Below are 16,225 nucleotides of genomic sequence, written 5' to 3'. Positions count from 1 at the left end.
GCCTGATTAAAAGTTCATTAAGGAGCCGTGCCAATTGCAGGGCACGCTGACAGTTGCGTGTCGAGGCTGGTTTCACAACGCCATTCAATTAATGTAAAACCTTGACTGACTTTTGGGATTAACTCGACAAAGTGCCCTGCTGAGAACGCGCCCACATTAAGCTCGGCGTGAATAACCCCAGGCGCCTGCATACGCAACGACGAGATATAGCGGCTGTGCTGCAGCTGTTCGGCGCCCAGGCCAATCGCTGTCATGGATAAAGGCATCACCCCACGTATTTGATAGTACTCTGCAACCATAACCTTTACCGCGCTTAGCTCTGACAGAGCGGCGGCGAAGTTGGCCTGGCGCATCAGTTGTTGATTGGCGTCTGCTTGCGGCGGTGGCTCTTGATTGTCCGGGTCGTCAGCCAATAATGCCTGACGTAGACGCGAATCACTAAGCGCATTAGCGGCCGCCGCCGAAAAGCTCTCGCGCATGGCAGACAACAGAGTTACCTCAGGGGTTAGTTGGGTCGCCGCGGAGCCTTCGGTTTCAAAGCTTAACAGGGGGGTGGCACCGGGCGAGCGGCGCAATTGCCAGCGAACTTTGATCCAGGCGTTCGCCATCTTAAAGCGCGACAACATCGACTCGGGCAACTCGGCCGCAGAAAACGCAGAAGCGCCCTGACTAAAACAGCCGGCAAGATCGAGATCAATGACCTCGCCACTTAGATAACGCACTTGCTCGCTATCGACTACCGGGCCGCCATAGTGCCCGGCGCGATATAAATGCGTGTGCCCCAAACGGCGTATCGCGCGAAATGCATCCACCTGCAGTTGTTCCGGGGTGCGCACAAGTGTCGGCAGGGCTTGGCGTAACTCGTTAAAACGCAGCGAGGTGGGGGAAACACAATCGCCGCCAAAATAAAAACGCGCGGCAGGTTTAGTGGCCGAAAAAACTGCATCACTATAACCAAAAGGCGACATGACCAGTGGGTAAAGCGCGCCGCGCAACAATCGGGGGGTGGTTAACTTAACCAGTTTGGGCGCCGGCATGGTGCCAATGTCCAACGATTGCAATACTGCGTTTTGATCGGTGGGTTGATCAGAGTAGTGGACGCGGCCATTACTGTCCGTCCAGCTGTACACCTGCGCTTGCACCATGCCAGCGACAAGAGCCGCATATACCCCCAATAGTAAACCTGCCCCACGGCGCATAGCGGGCCTCTTAATCCTGAGTAACAAACCTAAGACCAATCCCGTCAGGCTCGGCTCTTACCACCTCCATCTCAACGATCGGGGCGTCCTCCACCAAGCCTTGTATTTGCCCGGTGACAAACGAGCCAATCGGTGGCGCCTGCTCCGGATCGAGCAAGACAAAGACGCCACCATCAGAGAGGTCGCGGGTTTTTACCAACATCTCACCCAGCTCTGCGTGCACAATTTTAATTCTGCATGCTATGGGGGTACGTAAATACTGTCGTTTATCCACCACCAAAGGCTCCCTGTAATTTATTATTTTTCATTCACCGCTAAACGATCAACCTTTTGAAACCCGCGCGGTAATTTATTGCCGCGACGTCCGCGCTCGCCCCGGTAATGCTCCAGGTCAGACGGCTTTAAGGTAAGATGGCGCTTGCCCGAGTACACAGTCAAAGACTGCCCGGCCGATAAAGTTACAATCCCCAAGGCGAACTCTTCGCGCGATTGCACGCGAGCCGATGGAATGTTAATAATTTTATTGCCTTTACCACGTGCCAGGCGAGGTAACTCAACCGCCGGAAATAACAGTAGCCGGCCCTCATTACTTACGGCTGCCACCCAGTCGTTTTCGGGGTCGAGCACCACCGATGGGGGCAACACCTGCGCTCCTTTCGACAAGGTTAAGGCATTTTTACCCGCGCGATTTTTACTGTACAAGTCGCTTAACGAGGCAATAAACCCATAGCCGCCATCACTGGCCAGCAATATTGTCTGATCATCAGCGCCCATCAACAGACCCTCGAAGGTGGCACCATTAGGAGGGTTTAAACGGCCACTGAGAGGTTCGCCCTGCCCCCTTGCAGACGGCAAGGTGTGCGCAGCAATCGCATAGCTGCGACCAGTGGAGTCGAGCAATATCGCTTGCTGGTTCGATTTGCCTAACGCGACTAACTTAAAATGATCACCGGCTTTGTAGTTTAGCGCTTCGGGGTCAATATCGTGACCTTTGGCGGCGCGAATCCAACCTTTATCGGATACCACCACCGTCACCGGGTCGGCGCCCACCAGCTCCGACTCGCTAAAGGCCTGCGCCTCTTGGCGCGCCACGATGGGTGAGCGGCGGTCATCGCCAAAATCTTCAGCGACTTGTTTTAACTCTTTGCGGATAAGCGTTTTTAAGCGTGTGGCTGAGCCTAAAATCTTCTCGAGCTCGGTGCGCTCTTTTTCAAGCTTCTCTTGCTCTTCGAGTATTTTCATTTCTTCCAGTCGTGCCAGCTGGCGCAACTTGGTTTCCAGAATATACTCGGCCTGCATCTCGACCAGATTAAAGCGCTCGATCAATACTGGTTTGGGATGATCTTCTTCGCGAATGATGCGAATCACCTCATCAACATTGAGGTAAACAATCATCAAGGCGGCTAAGCGCAGTAAACGCTCTTCGACTTTTTGCAGACGATATTGCAGACGCCGGCGCACCGTCACAGTCCGGAAGCTTAGCCACTCAGACAGTATTTTTTGTAAGTTTTTAACCTGCGGCCGCCCGTCGATACCGATCATGTTCATATTGATACGGTAGGTTTTTTCAAGGTCAGTGGTCGCAAACAGATGCTGCATTAACTGCTCGCAATCGACCCGGTTCGAGCGCGGTGTCACCACTAGGCGAGTGGGGTTTTCGTGATCCGACTCATCGCGCAAATCGGCCACCATCGGCAGTTTTTTAGCCTGCATTTGCGCGGCTATTTGCTCGAGCACTTTGGCACCGCTAACCTGGTGCGGCAACGCGGTGACGATCACATCGCCGGTGTCTTTTTCTCGCGTGTAGATCGCGCGCATGCGCAAGCTGCCACGGCCGGTGTGATAAATCGTTTTGATATCGTCCCGCGAGGTAATAATTTCTGCCTCGGTGGGCATGTCGGGGCCCTGCACAAACTCGCACAACTCAGTGACATCGGCCTTAGGATTGTCCAGCAAGTGGATGGCGGCACTAACGACTTCGCGTAAATTATGCGGCGGGATATCGGTTGCCATGCCCACGGCAATACCGGTGGTGCCATTGAGCAACACGTTGGGCACCCGTGCCGGAAACACTTCGGGCTCGTCGATGGTGCCGTCAAAGTTAGGTTGCCAGTCAACGGTGCCCTGCCCCAGCTCTTCGAGCAGAACATCGGCGTAACGCGCCAGCTTAGATTCGGTATAACGCATCGCCGCAAACGATTTAGGGTCGTCCGGCGCCCCCCAGTTGCCCTGGCCATCCACGAGCGGGTAACGATAGGAGAACGGCTGCGCCATAATCACCATCGCCTCGTAGGCGGCCGAGTCACCGTGTGGGTGAAACTTACCAATCACGTCGCCCACAGTACGGGCCGACTTTTTGTACTTAGCGGTGGATTTTAAGCCCAGCTCGCTCATGGCGTAAATGATACGCCGCTGAACGGGTTTTAGGCCGTCGCCCACATGGGGCAAAGCCCGGTCGAGAATAACGTACATGGAGTAGTCGAGATAAGCTTTCTCGGCGTACTCTTTGAGGGAGATAAACTCTTCTGCCTCAGAAAATTGCGTGTGTTCAGACATTGGTTATCCTGATTGTTCGCGTCTTAAAAGATCAGTTTAAGGCTGCCCAGACAGCGATTCAAAGTTAACTTCGCCGGACTCTTTGATCCGAATCGACGGCGTGTAACGGCCGGTGTCGAGCTTAGCGGCAAACTCATAATCGATGGGCTGGTTGGCGTTACTGCGACTCAGTGAGCGAGCCAGGCGCACCAGCTCCAGAATATTGGTGGTCAGCTCTAGCTCCATCGGTGTCTCACTGTAGGCTTTAAGCACTGGCACTTTGGCGCTCACGCCATTTAATAAGTCGTAGCCCTGCAGCGCCATACTATACGACATGCCGCTGATCACCAGATCGTCGGGGTTGGGGTTGGTAATCCTTAGGCGCAGACCAATTCTCGGAGCCAGTTCACCCGCCTCGGCAGGCAACAGGTGGAGCCCGGTGACATTGACCGTAGGCTCGGTAAAGCCCGGCCGTAAACTCGCACAACCGGCCAGTAAGACTAAAATTGTTACAGCGGCCCAAACGCGACCAGAACCGAGCAAACGACAATTTACAGACATACCAGCACTCCTTAATACGGCTCGACAGTCCCGTCAGCCAAGGGGCATTATGATTCAATCGGCACGGGAATCAAGCGGCTGTGCGGGCACTCAGAGTCAGCACGTTCAACGCCACCCAGACATTTTTGTGACACAAATCACACTGCGCACACGCCCGAGTGTGCTGTAATCGACATTTTACCGAGCCCCTCATTCACGAGCGGGTTTTACCGCCGCACCGAGACACATTATGCAGCAACCCAGCACCGCCAATAATACGCTACTAGGTAGCCGAGAACTGCGCTTTCACAACCGGCAAGAATCCAGTTACCCCAACCTAATGCGCTTTTGTCTCGACTTTAAATTTAAAGTATTACAGCTACTTTTTAGCCCCCCCGACTCGGACGCCGCCCCGATTAAGGTGGTGGTGATGACACGGGCTGACTACAGCGGTGACCCTAACAGCGCCATTACCCCGGCTTTTGCCGATTTAAACCAACTCGAGCGTTATGTCGCCGATAATCAGGTGGATATTTTGCACGATTACCTGTTTGGCGTCGAGGAGCTGGCAGAGGCGAGCGAAGCCGGTTAATTAAAGGCCGGCCTCAACTTAGCTCCTGCTCGAACTCTGATAGCAGATCCAGCGGCTCCCACTCTTCGCCTTCCATATCCTGATTCCAGTTGATCCCCACCAGAATGACATCCTCATGCATCCCGGGCAGCCAATCCTCCAGTAACTCGGCCAGTGCGATGGGCAGCGGCTGGTAATCGTGCCACTCCTCAACGCAGTGCACGGCGGCCAGCTCGCGCGAAGACCACAGCGGCATCACATCGGTATCGTCGCGTTTCTCCGAGTCGCATAGCGCCCAACCGTCCGGGCCTTCGAGCCCCCACACACAGCCGGTATTGATCCCCTCGACAATAAAGCGATCGATATTTTCTTCAAAATCGTCTGATAAAGGTTCCATGGTTTACCTCTCATAGGGCGGTAAGATCAAGCGGTGTCCCTGCTCGCGCAGCCAGATGCGCTGGCGCTGATAATCCGGACAAATGGCATGTACCTGCTGCCAGAATGCACGACTGTGGTTGTGATGACGCAGGTGGCTGACTTCGTGGGCTACAAGATAATCCACCACGGCCATCGGAGCCAGCACTATTTGCCAGTTGTATTGAATGTAACCGTCAGAGGTACAGTGGCCCCACTTAGAGCGTGTCGCGCGAATATTAACGCCCTGACACTGAAGCCCGGTAGCGCGGCACAACTGCTGTGTTTTGGCCTCAAGCAAGCGCAAAGCATCGTGGCGATACCACTGGGCTACGCTTTGATAGACTTGCTCTGTTACGCTTTTGCGGCTGCGCGATGACAGCCAGACACGCAGTAGGTCGGCGTCTCGCACACAGGCTGCACGGGTACCGTTAGCGATGGCCAGGGTGAGCTGCCCTCCGAGATAGGGCAAACGCTCGCCCGCCTGATAGCGATAGCGCGGGCGCGACGCAATCCGCTGTTGCTGCTGCGACAGTTTTGCGCTCACCCACTGGTGCCGGGCCTGTAGCAAGGCCTGTAAATCGCGTTTGGCGATTCCTTTGGGCGCCAGCACGCGCACTTGCCCCTCACGCACCTCGATACTCACCGTGCGCCGCCGGGCACTAAACTGAAAGGTTACCGGCCAGGGTAACGACGGTAACTCAACCAAAATTCTTGTCAGCCACAAAGGGGTTGTGGGCTCGCTCATGGGCAAAAGTCGACATAGGCCCGTGGCCGGGCACAAAGCGAATATCGTCTCCCAGCGGCCATAGCTTTGTCGTGATCGATTGCAACAGAACCCTGTGATCCCCGCGCGGAAAATCCGTGCGCCCAATAGAGCCGTGAAACAAAACATCACCGACAAACGCTAACCGGGACTGCTGATCGACTAACACCACATGCCCCGGTGTGTGTCCCGGGCAGTGCAGGACATCAAGCGAGCACTTGCCGACGCTAATAACCTCGTTATCGGCCACAAAGCGGGAGGGCCGCACCTGCGGCGTCAACAGCGAAAACCCCATCATTTGCGCCTGCATATCGAGCTGCTCAAGCCAAAAGGTATCGTCGATATGAGGCCCAATAATCGGTATTTGATACTCCTCGGCGAACACTTCGGCGGCCCCGACATGATCTAAATGCCCGTGGGTGAGCAAAACCTTGGTCAGCGTAACACCCGCCTGCTCAAGCGTCTGGCGGATGCGCTCAGGGTCACCGCCGGGGTCGATCAAGGCAGCCTCGCCAGTCTGCTCGCACCAAATCAACGAGCAGTTTTGCTGGTAGTGAGTTACAGGAATAATTTGAAACTGAAGCACTCGAACCTCGCTATCACACGGTATTGTCAGGCAATAAACGGCGCAGTTTAGCAGCCAGATCGACACCGGAGAACGCCGCCATGGCAAATCTCTGATAGCATACACCTACGCCACGGGCGCCGCATTTGAGCCGAAAGGATAGCAACTCCATGAATGATAAGTTATTTACCAGCCTGCAGTATCTGGTACCGCAGCACGCACTGTCCCGTTTAGCCGGCAAACTGGCAAGCTGTCAAAACCAGACTGTGAAAAGCGCGTTTATTAACTGGTTTATTAAGCGCTACCACGTGGATATGTCTCAGGCACTGAACGAAGACCCGGCCAGCTACGCCTGCTTTAACGATTTTTTTACCCGCGCGTTAAAAGCCGACGCTCGCCCCATCGACGACACCGGTAACAGCGTTGTCTGCCCCGCTGATGGCGCCATTAGCCAGGTGGGCAGGATCGAAGAGGGCCGTATTTTTCAGGCCAAAGGGCAGCTCTACAGCGCCTGCGAGTTGCTTGGTGGCGACGAGACCTTAGCCGCCGAGTTTGCCGACGGCCATTTTGCCACGGTTTACTTATCACCCAAAGATTACCACCGGGTGCATATGCCACTCACCGGGCGACTGCGACAAATGACCGTCATCCCCGGCGACTTATTCTCGGTAAATACCGCTACCGCCCGCGAAGTACCCCGACTGTTTGCCCGCAACGAGCGCGCCGTGTGTATTTTTGATACCGATGCAGGCCCCATGGCCGTTGTTTTGGTGGGCGCCATGATTGTCGCCGGCATCGAAACTGTGTGGGCCGGCGAGGTCGCCCCTTTTAAGCGCCGCGTTGTTACAACCCATTATGGAACCGATCAGGCCGCCCCAATCACCTTAGAAAAAGGTGCCGAAATGGGCCGCTTTAAACTGGGCTCTACAGCAATCGTGTTATTCGGGAAGGATAAAGTTCTCTGGGACGAAGCCTTTAAAGCCGAAAGCGCCACCCGTATGGGCGAGGCCATGGGCAAAACCATCGGCTAAGCCTACGAGCGGGTAAAGCGATCCAGTAGCGCGCGCAGGCCTTTTTTCTCGGTAGAGAGCAGGTAATCATCCCGAATCGCGATGATATCGACATCGTAACTGCCGGGCTCCAAATCGCGCGCAATCTCCACTTTTTGCACATCGGCCAATGAGACCTTGCCCGCATCAATCAACGCTTGCTTGGTGCGGTCATCGTCGGCTAAATCGAGCAGCCTGTGCGTTTTTAATGGCTGCTTGAGCGCATCGATCACCACCATTACTTTGGGTTTTAGACGGCGCTCAAAGTTCTGCTCGACCACCACACCAACCTCGCCGGTGTTGAGTTCGACGAGTGTTCCGGTGGGGTACAAACCAATCGCGCGAATAAACTCGACCACGAGATCTTCCTGAAACTGAATATTGCGCAGCTCGTATAACCGGGCAACCGCTTTGGAGGGCGCGATAGGGACCGTGGCCCCGCGAGGAGTAATAACGGTATCGTAAAAGGTCACAATGCCGGCAATTTTACCCAACAACGGAATTTTGTCGCCCATAAGGTGCTGTGGAAAGCCACTGCCATTTAAGCGCTCGCAGTGGGTGCGCACAACGCTTATGACGCGCGGCTCCATACCATCGGCGCCTTTTAGCAGCTCGACGCCAAGGGCGACAAAACCTTCGTATTGTTTTTGCTCTTCAGGTGTGCGATCCGCTTTAATAATAAGCTCGTGAGGCAGCTTGGTTTTCCCCACGTCCTTCAGCAAAACCCCCATCGCGAGAATGTCTAGCTCACGCTTTGCCAGGCCAATATGACGACCAAATAAGATCGCCCACACCGATGAGCGCAGCGCATGACTATAGGTGTACTCGTCAGTCTCCTGCACTCGCGAGAGCCAGGTAAAGGCGTCGGGGTTGCGCAGCACGCTATCGACCATATCGCTGGCGAGGCGACGCGTCTCGGCCACAGGAATATCGTAAAAAGTTTCTGTATCTAACTGGGAGAGAACATCGGCAACCGCGGAGTACACCTTTTGGTGCAGGTCGCGGGCTCTTTTAACCTCACGCCCCAGGGATTTAACCTCCTGGTATTGATTGCGCTGGATTTTTATCGGCTTAACCGGAACGGTAACCGGGGCGCTATCAACACGCCGGGTGGCTTCACTTTTACCGCCAGGCGCACCCGTCGCGCCATCGTATGAGCGCAGCTTAGTAGCCAGCGGCGAGCGTCCTTTTACCACATCGATATAAACGTGGCTGCAAAGGCTTTTAAGTTTTTTCAGCTCGTCAATATCGCGAATATAAAAGCCCTGCAGCGGGAACGGGGTTTGCGCCCACGGCCGATCCAACCCCGACACATACATGCCGATGGTGAGCTCGTTCACACTTAGCTTGACCTGTTTTATCCCCACTGCCATTCCCTCTTAACCCCTTCGCTAGCGCTGGGGCATTGGCGTTAAGCCAGTGTAATCAATATTCGCAGGTGGCGCCAGAGACTACCGATCAAGGGTTGTATTGCGCCGATAAATCGTGAACCGCCCGGATAAAAGCACCGGCGTGCTCCGGATCGACCTCTGGGGTAATACCGTGCCCCAGATTAAAAACATGCCCCGCCCCAGTGCCAAACGACTGCAGGATCGCCCCGACCTCTTGCCGAATACGATCGGGAGACGCGTAGAGGATGGTCGGATCCATATTGCCCTGCAGCGCCACGCGCGAGCCCACCCGGGTGCGCGCCGCACCGATGTCGGTGGTCCAGTCAAGTCCCAGCGCATCAGCGCCGGTATCCGCCATGGCCTCTAGCCACTGGCCACCACCTTTGGTAAACAAAATAACCGGCACCCGGCGCCCCTCTCGCTCGCGGATCAGGCCTTTGACAATTTTATCGAGGTAAGCCAGCGAAAACTCTTGGTAGGCTGCGTGCGATAAGGCTCCGCCCCAGGTATCAAAAATTTGCACCGCCTGGGCACCGGCCTCAATTTGTGCATTGAGGTAAACAATCACAGACTCGGCCAAAGTATTGAGCAACTGATGCATTAGCTCGGGTTGGTTATAGAGCATTTGCTTGGCGCAGCGAAAGTCTTTACTCGAGCCACCTTCGATCATGTAAGTCGCCAGCGTCCAGGGGCTACCCGAAAACCCAATCAGCGGCACGCGCCCGTTCAGTTCACGACGAATAAGCGATACCGCGTCGACTACATACGGCAAGTCTTTGGCCGGGTCGACAACCTGCAACGCATTAATGTCGGCCTCGGTGCGCACAGGCTTTTTAAACTTAGGGCCTTCGCCCGTTTCAAAATACAGGCCCAGTCCCATGGCATCCGGAATGGTAAGGATGTCGGAGAACAGTATGGCCGCATCTAGCGGGTAGCGCTCCAGCGGCTGCAGAGTTACCTCACACGCCATCTCAGGGTTGCCGCACAGCCCCATAAAATTACCCGCTCGTTCACGGCTAGCGCGGTACTCTGGTAAGTAACGTCCGGCTTGGCGCATCATCCACACGGGGGTTACATCGACAGGCTCACGCAACAGCGCACGTAAAAAACGATCGTTTTTAAGTTGGGTCATGGTCAATCAGATATCCATCGAGTGTCTTGTTATGATTTGTGCCAGCGCCAGTTTCGCCGGCGATAAAAAAGCCGGTCAAATGACCGGCTTTTTTGCTTAAACTTCGAGGTAGTCTAAGATACCTTCGGCGGCCTCGCGGCCCTCCCAAATAGCCGTTACAACCAGATCAGAGCCTCTTACCATATCGCCCCCGGCAAACACTTTAGGGTTACTGGTTTGAAACTTGAACTCTTGCGTCTCGGGTGCAACGACGCCACCCCAGCTATTCACATCGACACTTTGCTCCGCCAACCACTCAGGTGGGCTCGGGCGAAAACCAAACGCGACCAGCACGACATCCGCAGGCAAAATTTCTTCACTGCCGGCGATAGGCTCGGGACGACGGCGACCGTTCTCGTCAGGCTCGCCCAGCTGCGTAGTAACCACTTTAACGCCTTCGACTTTATCTTCACCAACAATGGCGACGGGCTGGCGATTAAACAAAAACTCGACGCCCTCTTCGCGCGCGTTTTGCACTTCGCGCTTAGAGCCAGGCATATTTTCTTCGTCGCGGCGATAAGCACAAGACACTGACTCAGCCCCCTGACGAATTGAGGTGCGATTACAATCCATAGCAGTGTCGCCACCACCAAGCACTACAACACGCTTGCCGCTAACGCTGACAAACTCGTCGGCGCTTTTTTCAAAACCTAAGTTGCGATTAACGTTGGACACCAAAAACGGCAGGGCATCGTAAACGCCCGGCAAATCTTCGCCGGGGAAGCCGCCTTTCATGTAATTGTAAGTACCCATACCCATAAATACGGCATCGTACTCACTCATTAACTCGGCCATAGTAACGTCAGTACCGACGTTGGTATTTAAGCGAAACTCGATACCCATCTCTGTGAAAATTTCACGGCGACGGGTCATAACCGACTTCTCTAACTTAAACTCCGGAATACCAAAGGTTAGCAAGCCACCGATTTCGGGGTAGCGATCAAACACCACTGGCTTTACGCCGTTGCGCACTAACACATCGGCACAACCAAGGCCGGCAGGGCCGGCACCGATAACGGCCACTTTTTTATCGGTCCACTTTACTTTGGACATGTCCGGGCGCCAGCCCATGGCAAACGCGGTATCGGTGATGTACTTCTCGGCATTACCGATCGTCACTGCACCAAAACCATCGTTTAGCGTACAGGCACCTTCACACAGACGATCCTGAGGGCACACACGCCCGCAGACCTCGGGCAAGGTGTTGGTTTGATGGCTGAGTTCAGCCGCCTCAAAAATATTGCCCTCAGAGATTAACTTTAACCAGTTAGGAATAAAGTTATGGACTGGACACTTCCACTCACAATAAGGGTTGCCACACTCAAGGCAGCGATGAGCCTGGCCCGCCACCTCATCTTTGCTGTATGGCTCATAGATCTCGACAAACTGATGTTTGCGAGTCTGGATGTCTTTCTTCGATGGATCCTGACGACCAACATCAAGAAACTGGAAGTTATTGCTCAAACGTTCGGCCATAGTTAATGCCTCTAAACTGTTAAACCCAACGGGGTTATTCGCCGCGCGTCTTAACGCTTTCCAGCAGACTTTTCACGCTGGCGGCCTTGGGTTTTACTAACCAGAATTTACCCACGTAATCATCGAAGTTGGCCAGGATTTTCTCGCCCCAGACACTTTCGGTTTCTTGGACAAACTCTTCAATAACGCCGCGCAGGTGATGACGATGCGCCTCTAGCGATTCGGTGTCAACACGGTGAATCTCAACCAGCTCGTGATTGTAACGATCGACAAACTGATTGGTCTCATCCAGTACATACGCAAAGCCGCCGGTCATACCAGCGCCAAAGTTAACGCCAGTGTCACCCAACACAGTGACGACGCCACCGGTCATGTATTCACAACAGTGATCGCCCGCACCTTCTACCACAACCTGAGCGCCCGAGTTACGCACAGCGCAGCGCTCGCCCGCCGTACCGGCCGCAAATAGTTTGCCCCCGGTGGCGCCATACAAACAGGTATTACCCATAATGCTGGTCGCGTTTGACGCAAACTCAGAGCCCGCTGGCGGACGAATAACAATCTTACCGCCAGCCATACCCTTGCCAACGTAATCGTTGGCATCACCTTCGAGATAAAGCTCCAGGCCGCCGGCATTCCACACACCAAAGCTCTGGCCGGCAATACCGGTTAAATTAAGCCTGATGGGGTTGTCGGCCATACCCTGGTTACCGTGGCGCTTGGCAATTTCACCACTTAAGCGTGCGCCGATAGAGCGGTCGCAGTTAGTCAGGTGAAACTTAAATTCACCACCGGATTTCGCCTCGATCGCCGGCAACACCTCTTTCACCATGGCCTCGGCCAACTCACCCTTATCAAACGGTGTGTTGCGCGACACGGCACACAACTGCGGCTTGGTTGCCAAAAATTCGTCGGTGTGAATAATCGGGCTCAAGTCCAGATTTTTTTGTTTAACGGTTTGACCTTCCGTTAAGGCCAAAAGATCGACCCGGCCAACCAGCTCTGCCAGCGTTTTCACACCTAGGTCGGCCATCAAAATGCGTACTTCCTCGGCCACAAAGCGGAAAAAGTTTTTCGCCATTTCGACGGTGCCAATGTAGTGATCGCGGCGCAGCTTCTCGTTTTGAGTGGCAACGCCGGTTGCGCAGTTATTGAGGTGGCAAATACGCAGGTACTTACAACCCAGCGCCACCATCGGCGCGGTGCCAAAGCCAAAGCTCTCGGCCCCAAGCATCGCCGCTTTAATCACATCGAGCCCGGTTTTTAAACCGCCATCGGTTTGCACCCGCACTTTATCGCGCAAGTCATTAGCACGCAGCGTTTGGTGTGTTTCCGATAGACCTAGCTCCCAGGGCGAGCCGGCGTAGCGAATCGAGGTTAACGGGCTTGCCGCGGTGCCGCCGTCGTAGCCGGAGATAGTAATTAAATCGGCGTACGCTTTGGCGACACCCGCGGCGATCGTACCAACCCCAGGGCGCGAGACTAACTTAACAGACACCAGCGCATCGGGATTGACTTGTTTTAAGTCATAAATCAGCTGCGCCAGATCTTCGATTGAGTAAATATCGTGATGCGGTGGCGGCGAAATCAAAGTAACACCTGGCACTGAGTAACGCAGGCGCGCAATCAAAGCGTTTACTTTGCCACCGGGTAACTGGCCGCCCTCACCAGGCTTAGCACCCTGAGCGACTTTAATTTGCAGCACTTCAGCGTTTACCAGATAGTGCGGAGTCACACCAAAACGGCCCGAGGCAATCTGCTTAATTTTAGAGACTTTGTTGGTGCCAAAACGCACCGGGTCTTCGCCACCCTCGCCACTGTTCGAGCGACCACCCAGAGTGTTCATCGCTTCGGCAAGCGCTTCGTGCGCTTCGGGCGACAGCGCCCCCAAAGACATACCGGCCGAATCGAAGCGCTTAATAATGCTCTCGATAGGCTCGACCTCTTCCAGCGGCACCGGCTTATTGGCCCCGCCGTTCACTTTAATCAAATCCCGCAAGGTCGCGACCGGGCGGTTGTTAACCAGGTCGGAATATTTTTGCCACAGCTTCCAGTCGCCGGTTTGCACGGCATTTTGCAATGCTTGCACCACATCGGGGTTAAAAGCGTGATATTCCTGACCGTGAACATACTTAAGCAGACCACCCTGAACAATTGGCTTGCGATCTAACCAGGCGGTTTTTGCCAACGCTTTTTGATCAGCCTCAAGATCTTCGAAACGAGCACCTTTAATGCGTGAGGGGGTGCCGACAAAACAGGTGTCCACCACCTCTTCAGCTAAGCCGACAGCTTCAAACAGTTGCGCACCGCGATACGAGGTAATGGTCGAGATACCCATCTTCGACAGAATCTTTAACAGACCTTTGTCGAGCCCTTTGCGGTAATTTTTATAGGCGTGATCTACATCGGTAAGCAACTCACCTTTGCTCAGCAAATCGTTCATCACGTAATAGCTGAGGTATGGGTACACAGCCGTAGCACCGTAACCGATCAAGGATGCGACCTGGTGCGAGTCGCGCGCAGTACCGGTCTCGACGATGATATTGGCATCACAGCGCAGACCATTTTGCGTCAGGTAGTGATGCACAGCGCCGGTTGCCAGCAACGCGTGAACGGGCAGCTGGCCTTGCTTGAGCTCCATATCGCTCAACACCACCAAAACGGTACCACCACGCACGGCATTGGCCACGCGCGCTGTCAAATCGTTAATAGCCTGCTGCAATCCCGTTTTTGAGGGGTCGTAGGCCAGCGAGAAAGTCTCGGCTTTATAGTCGCTGCGGCCCAGATTAGTGAGGGCGCGAAACTTAGCAGGAGACAGTACCGGCGAGGTTAGAATAACGCGATTAGCGTGCTCTTCGGTCTCCTCGTATACCGACAACTCGCGACCAACACAGGTCTCGAGCGACATCACAATGGCTTCACGTAGCGGATCGATGGGCGGATTAGTCACCTGCGCAAACTGCTGACGGAAATAATCGTACACCGAGCGCTGTTTGCTCGATAACACGGCCATAGGGGTATCATCCCCCATCGAGCCTACGGCCTCCTGACCACCTTCGGCGAGCGGGCGCAACACTTGGTCGCGCTCCTCAAAGGTAACCTGATACATTTTCATAAACGCTTTCATATCAGCGCCAGACAAGCCATTTTCGGCCACATCAGTCTCGAGCGTAGACTCGATACGAACGGCATTGTCTTTTAGCCAGCGCTTATACGGCTGACCTTTTTTAAGCTGGTTGTCGACATCTTGCGTATGAAACAGCTCGCCCGTCTCAGTATCTACCGACAGTATCTGCCCGGGCCCTAAACGGCCCTTGGCGACGACATCTTCGGGCTTGTAGTTGTACACCCCGACTTCGGACGCCACGGTAATAATGTCATCTTTAGTAATGACCCAGCGCGAAGGGCGCAAGCCGTTGCGATCAAGTGTACAGACGGCGTAACGACCATCGGTAATCACCAGGCCAGCAGGGCCATCCCACGGCTCCACGTGCATCGAGTTGTACTCGTAGAACGCCCGCAAATCAGAATCCATGTGCTCGACATTTTGCCAGGCCGGTGGCACCAGCATACGCACGGCGCGATGCAGCTCCATACCGCCAATCAGCAGCACTTCCAGCATGTTATCCAGGCTTGATGAATCAGAGCCCGTGCGGTTAACCAGCGGCGCAACCTCGGCAATATCGGGCAGCAGCGGCGTAGAGAACTTATCGGTACGCGCAACCGACCAGTTGCGGTTACCCATGACCGTATTAATTTCACCATTGTGGGCCAGCATGCGAAACGGCTGAGCCAGCGGCCACTGGGGTGTCGTGTTCGTTGAGAAGCGCTGGTGGAACACACAGATCGCGGTCTCAAGGCGTTCGTCGGCAAGATCGGCAAAAAACTGTGGCAAGTCCACGGGCATCATTAAGCCTTTGTAGGACAGTACAGTGGTGCTTAAGCTGGCAATATAAAATGCGCGATCGCTTTGCAGGGCAATCTCGGTACGTCGGCGAGCCATTAACAGCTTAGCGCTCACTTCGGCATTACTCAGGCCATCGGGACTGTTGACAAACACATGGTTAAACAGCGGCAGTGACTCGAGCGCAATCGGCCCCAGACAACCGGTATCGACCGGCACGTCACGCCAACCGGCAACGCTCAAACCGACATTGGCGATTTCGCCCTCAAGTACTTCGCGAGCCGCGTCAGCTTGCGCAGCGTCGCGGCTCAACATAACGGCGCCGACACCATAAATATCGGTCAACGGCGTGGAGAATGACTCAGCCGCAACCGCGCGCATGAAGCTGTCAGGTTTCTGCAGCAATAAACCGCAGCCATCGCCTGTTTTACCATCAGCGGCAATACCGCCACGGTGAGTCATGCACGTCAAAGATTCGATCGCGGTCTCGAGCAGACGATGGCTAGTCTTACCCTTCAAGTGGGCAATAAGACCAAATCCACAGTTGTCTTTAAACTCGTCCAACCTGTACAGGCCAGTGGTCATACGCTGTCTCTCAATATCAGTATCTGCGGCAGCGCACCGCCCGGCCAAAAGCGCGAGTA

The 16,225-nt window shown here is 54.7% G+C and carries 13 protein-coding genes; 2 read left to right on the top strand and 11 right to left on the bottom strand.

What is annotated here, in order from left to right; translation table 11 throughout:
- Positions 1-17 precede the first annotated feature (17 nt).
- From AAC019_RS00925 to AAC019_RS00910, 4 genes are read right to left on the bottom strand one after another with little or no spacing between them, the layout of a single operon-like run.
- Complete coding sequence (locus tag AAC019_RS00925; RefSeq protein WP_339896664.1) at positions 18-1,199, bottom strand: DUF4124 domain-containing protein; 1,182 nt, start codon at positions 1,197-1,199, stop codon at positions 18-20.
- 10 nt (positions 1,200-1,209) lie between these two features.
- On the bottom strand, positions 1,210-1,476 hold the full coding sequence (locus AAC019_RS00920; RefSeq protein WP_339896663.1) for a PilZ domain-containing protein: 267 nt from the start codon (positions 1,474-1,476) through the stop codon (positions 1,210-1,212).
- Between the two features lie 20 nt (positions 1,477-1,496).
- Positions 1,497-3,755 carry a DNA topoisomerase IV subunit A gene (parC, locus tag AAC019_RS00915; RefSeq protein ID WP_339896662.1) on the bottom strand — a complete coding sequence of 753 codons (2,259 nt, stop codon included), beginning with the start codon at positions 3,753-3,755 and terminating at the stop codon, positions 1,497-1,499.
- Positions 3,756-3,791: 36 nt separating this feature from the next.
- Positions 3,792-4,295 (bottom strand): LEA type 2 family protein, encoded by a 504-nt coding sequence (locus AAC019_RS00910; protein ID WP_339896661.1) that lies wholly within the window; start codon positions 4,293-4,295, stop codon positions 3,792-3,794.
- A 229-nt stretch (positions 4,296-4,524) separates the two neighbouring features.
- On the opposite strand from AAC019_RS00910, the gene AAC019_RS00905 reads away from it, so the two are divergent.
- Positions 4,525-4,866: a hypothetical protein gene (locus tag AAC019_RS00905; protein ID WP_339896660.1), complete on the top strand. Its 342-nt coding sequence runs from the start codon at positions 4,525-4,527 to the stop codon at positions 4,864-4,866.
- 13 nt (positions 4,867-4,879) lie between these two features.
- On the opposite strand, the gene AAC019_RS00900 is transcribed toward AAC019_RS00905, so the two are convergent.
- From AAC019_RS00900 to AAC019_RS00890, 3 genes are read right to left on the bottom strand one after another with little or no spacing between them, the layout of a single operon-like run.
- Complete coding sequence (locus tag AAC019_RS00900; RefSeq protein ID WP_339896658.1) at positions 4,880-5,242, bottom strand: DUF2750 domain-containing protein; 363 nt, start codon at positions 5,240-5,242, stop codon at positions 4,880-4,882.
- 3 nt (positions 5,243-5,245) lie between these two features.
- Positions 5,246-6,007, bottom strand: a complete 762-nt coding sequence (locus tag AAC019_RS00895; protein ID WP_339896657.1) for a SprT family zinc-dependent metalloprotease — start codon at positions 6,005-6,007, stop codon at positions 5,246-5,248.
- A complete protein-coding gene (locus AAC019_RS00890; RefSeq protein ID WP_339896655.1) occupies positions 5,961-6,611 on the bottom strand; it encodes an MBL fold metallo-hydrolase in 651 nt (216 codons plus the stop codon). Before AAC019_RS00890 ends, AAC019_RS00895 begins: the two co-directional genes overlap by 47 nt.
- Positions 6,612-6,760: 149 nt before the next feature.
- Between AAC019_RS00890 and asd the strand changes: the two genes are divergently transcribed.
- Entirely contained in the window at positions 6,761-7,621 is an 861-nt protein-coding gene (gene asd, locus AAC019_RS00885; RefSeq protein ID WP_339896654.1) for an archaetidylserine decarboxylase, read from the top strand.
- Positions 7,622-7,623: 2 nt separating this feature from the next.
- Here the strand turns inward: asd and AAC019_RS00880 are convergent, their stop codons facing one another.
- From AAC019_RS00880 to gltB, 4 genes are all read right to left on the bottom strand, one after another.
- Positions 7,624-9,006, bottom strand: a complete 1,383-nt coding sequence (locus AAC019_RS00880) for a DUF3391 domain-containing protein (RefSeq protein ID WP_339896861.1) — start codon at positions 9,004-9,006, stop codon at positions 7,624-7,626.
- Between the two features lie 91 nt (positions 9,007-9,097).
- Positions 9,098-10,162, bottom strand: coding sequence for a uroporphyrinogen decarboxylase (gene hemE / locus AAC019_RS00875; RefSeq protein WP_339896653.1), 1,065 nt, complete (start codon positions 10,160-10,162; stop codon positions 9,098-9,100).
- A 96-nt stretch (positions 10,163-10,258) separates the two neighbouring features.
- Entirely contained in the window at positions 10,259-11,677 is a 1,419-nt protein-coding gene (locus AAC019_RS00870; protein WP_339896651.1) for an FAD-dependent oxidoreductase, read from the bottom strand.
- A gap of 34 nt (positions 11,678-11,711) precedes the next feature.
- Positions 11,712-16,166, bottom strand: a complete 4,455-nt coding sequence (gene gltB / locus AAC019_RS00865) for a glutamate synthase large subunit (RefSeq protein WP_339896650.1) — start codon at positions 16,164-16,166, stop codon at positions 11,712-11,714.
- Positions 16,167-16,225: the final 59 nt, after the last annotated feature.

The sequence above is a fragment of the uncultured Gilvimarinus sp. genome, assembly GCF_963975215.1.
In the GTDB taxonomy this organism is placed as follows: domain Bacteria; phylum Pseudomonadota; class Gammaproteobacteria; order Pseudomonadales; family Cellvibrionaceae; genus Gilvimarinus.
This window is presented reverse-complemented; position numbering and strand designations above follow the sequence as displayed.

Excerpts from the sequence above, each read along its gene's own strand:
- AAC019_RS00925 (WP_339896664.1), bottom strand. The coding sequence starts at position 1,199 with ATGCGCCGTGGGGCAGGTTTACTATTGGGGGTATATGCGGCTCTTGTC.
- parC (WP_339896662.1), bottom strand. The coding sequence starts at position 3,755 with ATGTCTGAACACACGCAATTTTCTGAGGCAGAAGAGTTTATCTCCCTC.
- AAC019_RS00910 (WP_339896661.1), bottom strand. The coding sequence starts at position 4,295 with ATGTCTGTAAATTGTCGTTTGCTCGGTTCTGGTCGCGTTTGGGCCGCT.
- AAC019_RS00905 (WP_339896660.1), top strand. The coding sequence starts at position 4,525 with ATGCAGCAACCCAGCACCGCCAATAATACGCTACTAGGTAGCCGAGAA.
- AAC019_RS00900 (WP_339896658.1), bottom strand. The coding sequence starts at position 5,242 with ATGGAACCTTTATCAGACGATTTTGAAGAAAATATCGATCGCTTTATT.
- AAC019_RS00895 (WP_339896657.1), bottom strand. The coding sequence starts at position 6,007 with ATGAGCGAGCCCACAACCCCTTTGTGGCTGACAAGAATTTTGGTTGAG.
- asd (WP_339896654.1), top strand. The coding sequence starts at position 6,761 with ATGAATGATAAGTTATTTACCAGCCTGCAGTATCTGGTACCGCAGCAC.
- hemE (WP_339896653.1), bottom strand. The coding sequence starts at position 10,162 with ATGACCCAACTTAAAAACGATCGTTTTTTACGTGCGCTGTTGCGTGAG.
- AAC019_RS00870 (WP_339896651.1), bottom strand. The coding sequence starts at position 11,677 with ATGGCCGAACGTTTGAGCAATAACTTCCAGTTTCTTGATGTTGGTCGT.
- gltB (WP_339896650.1), bottom strand. The coding sequence starts at position 16,166 with ATGACCACTGGCCTGTACAGGTTGGACGAGTTTAAAGACAACTGTGGA.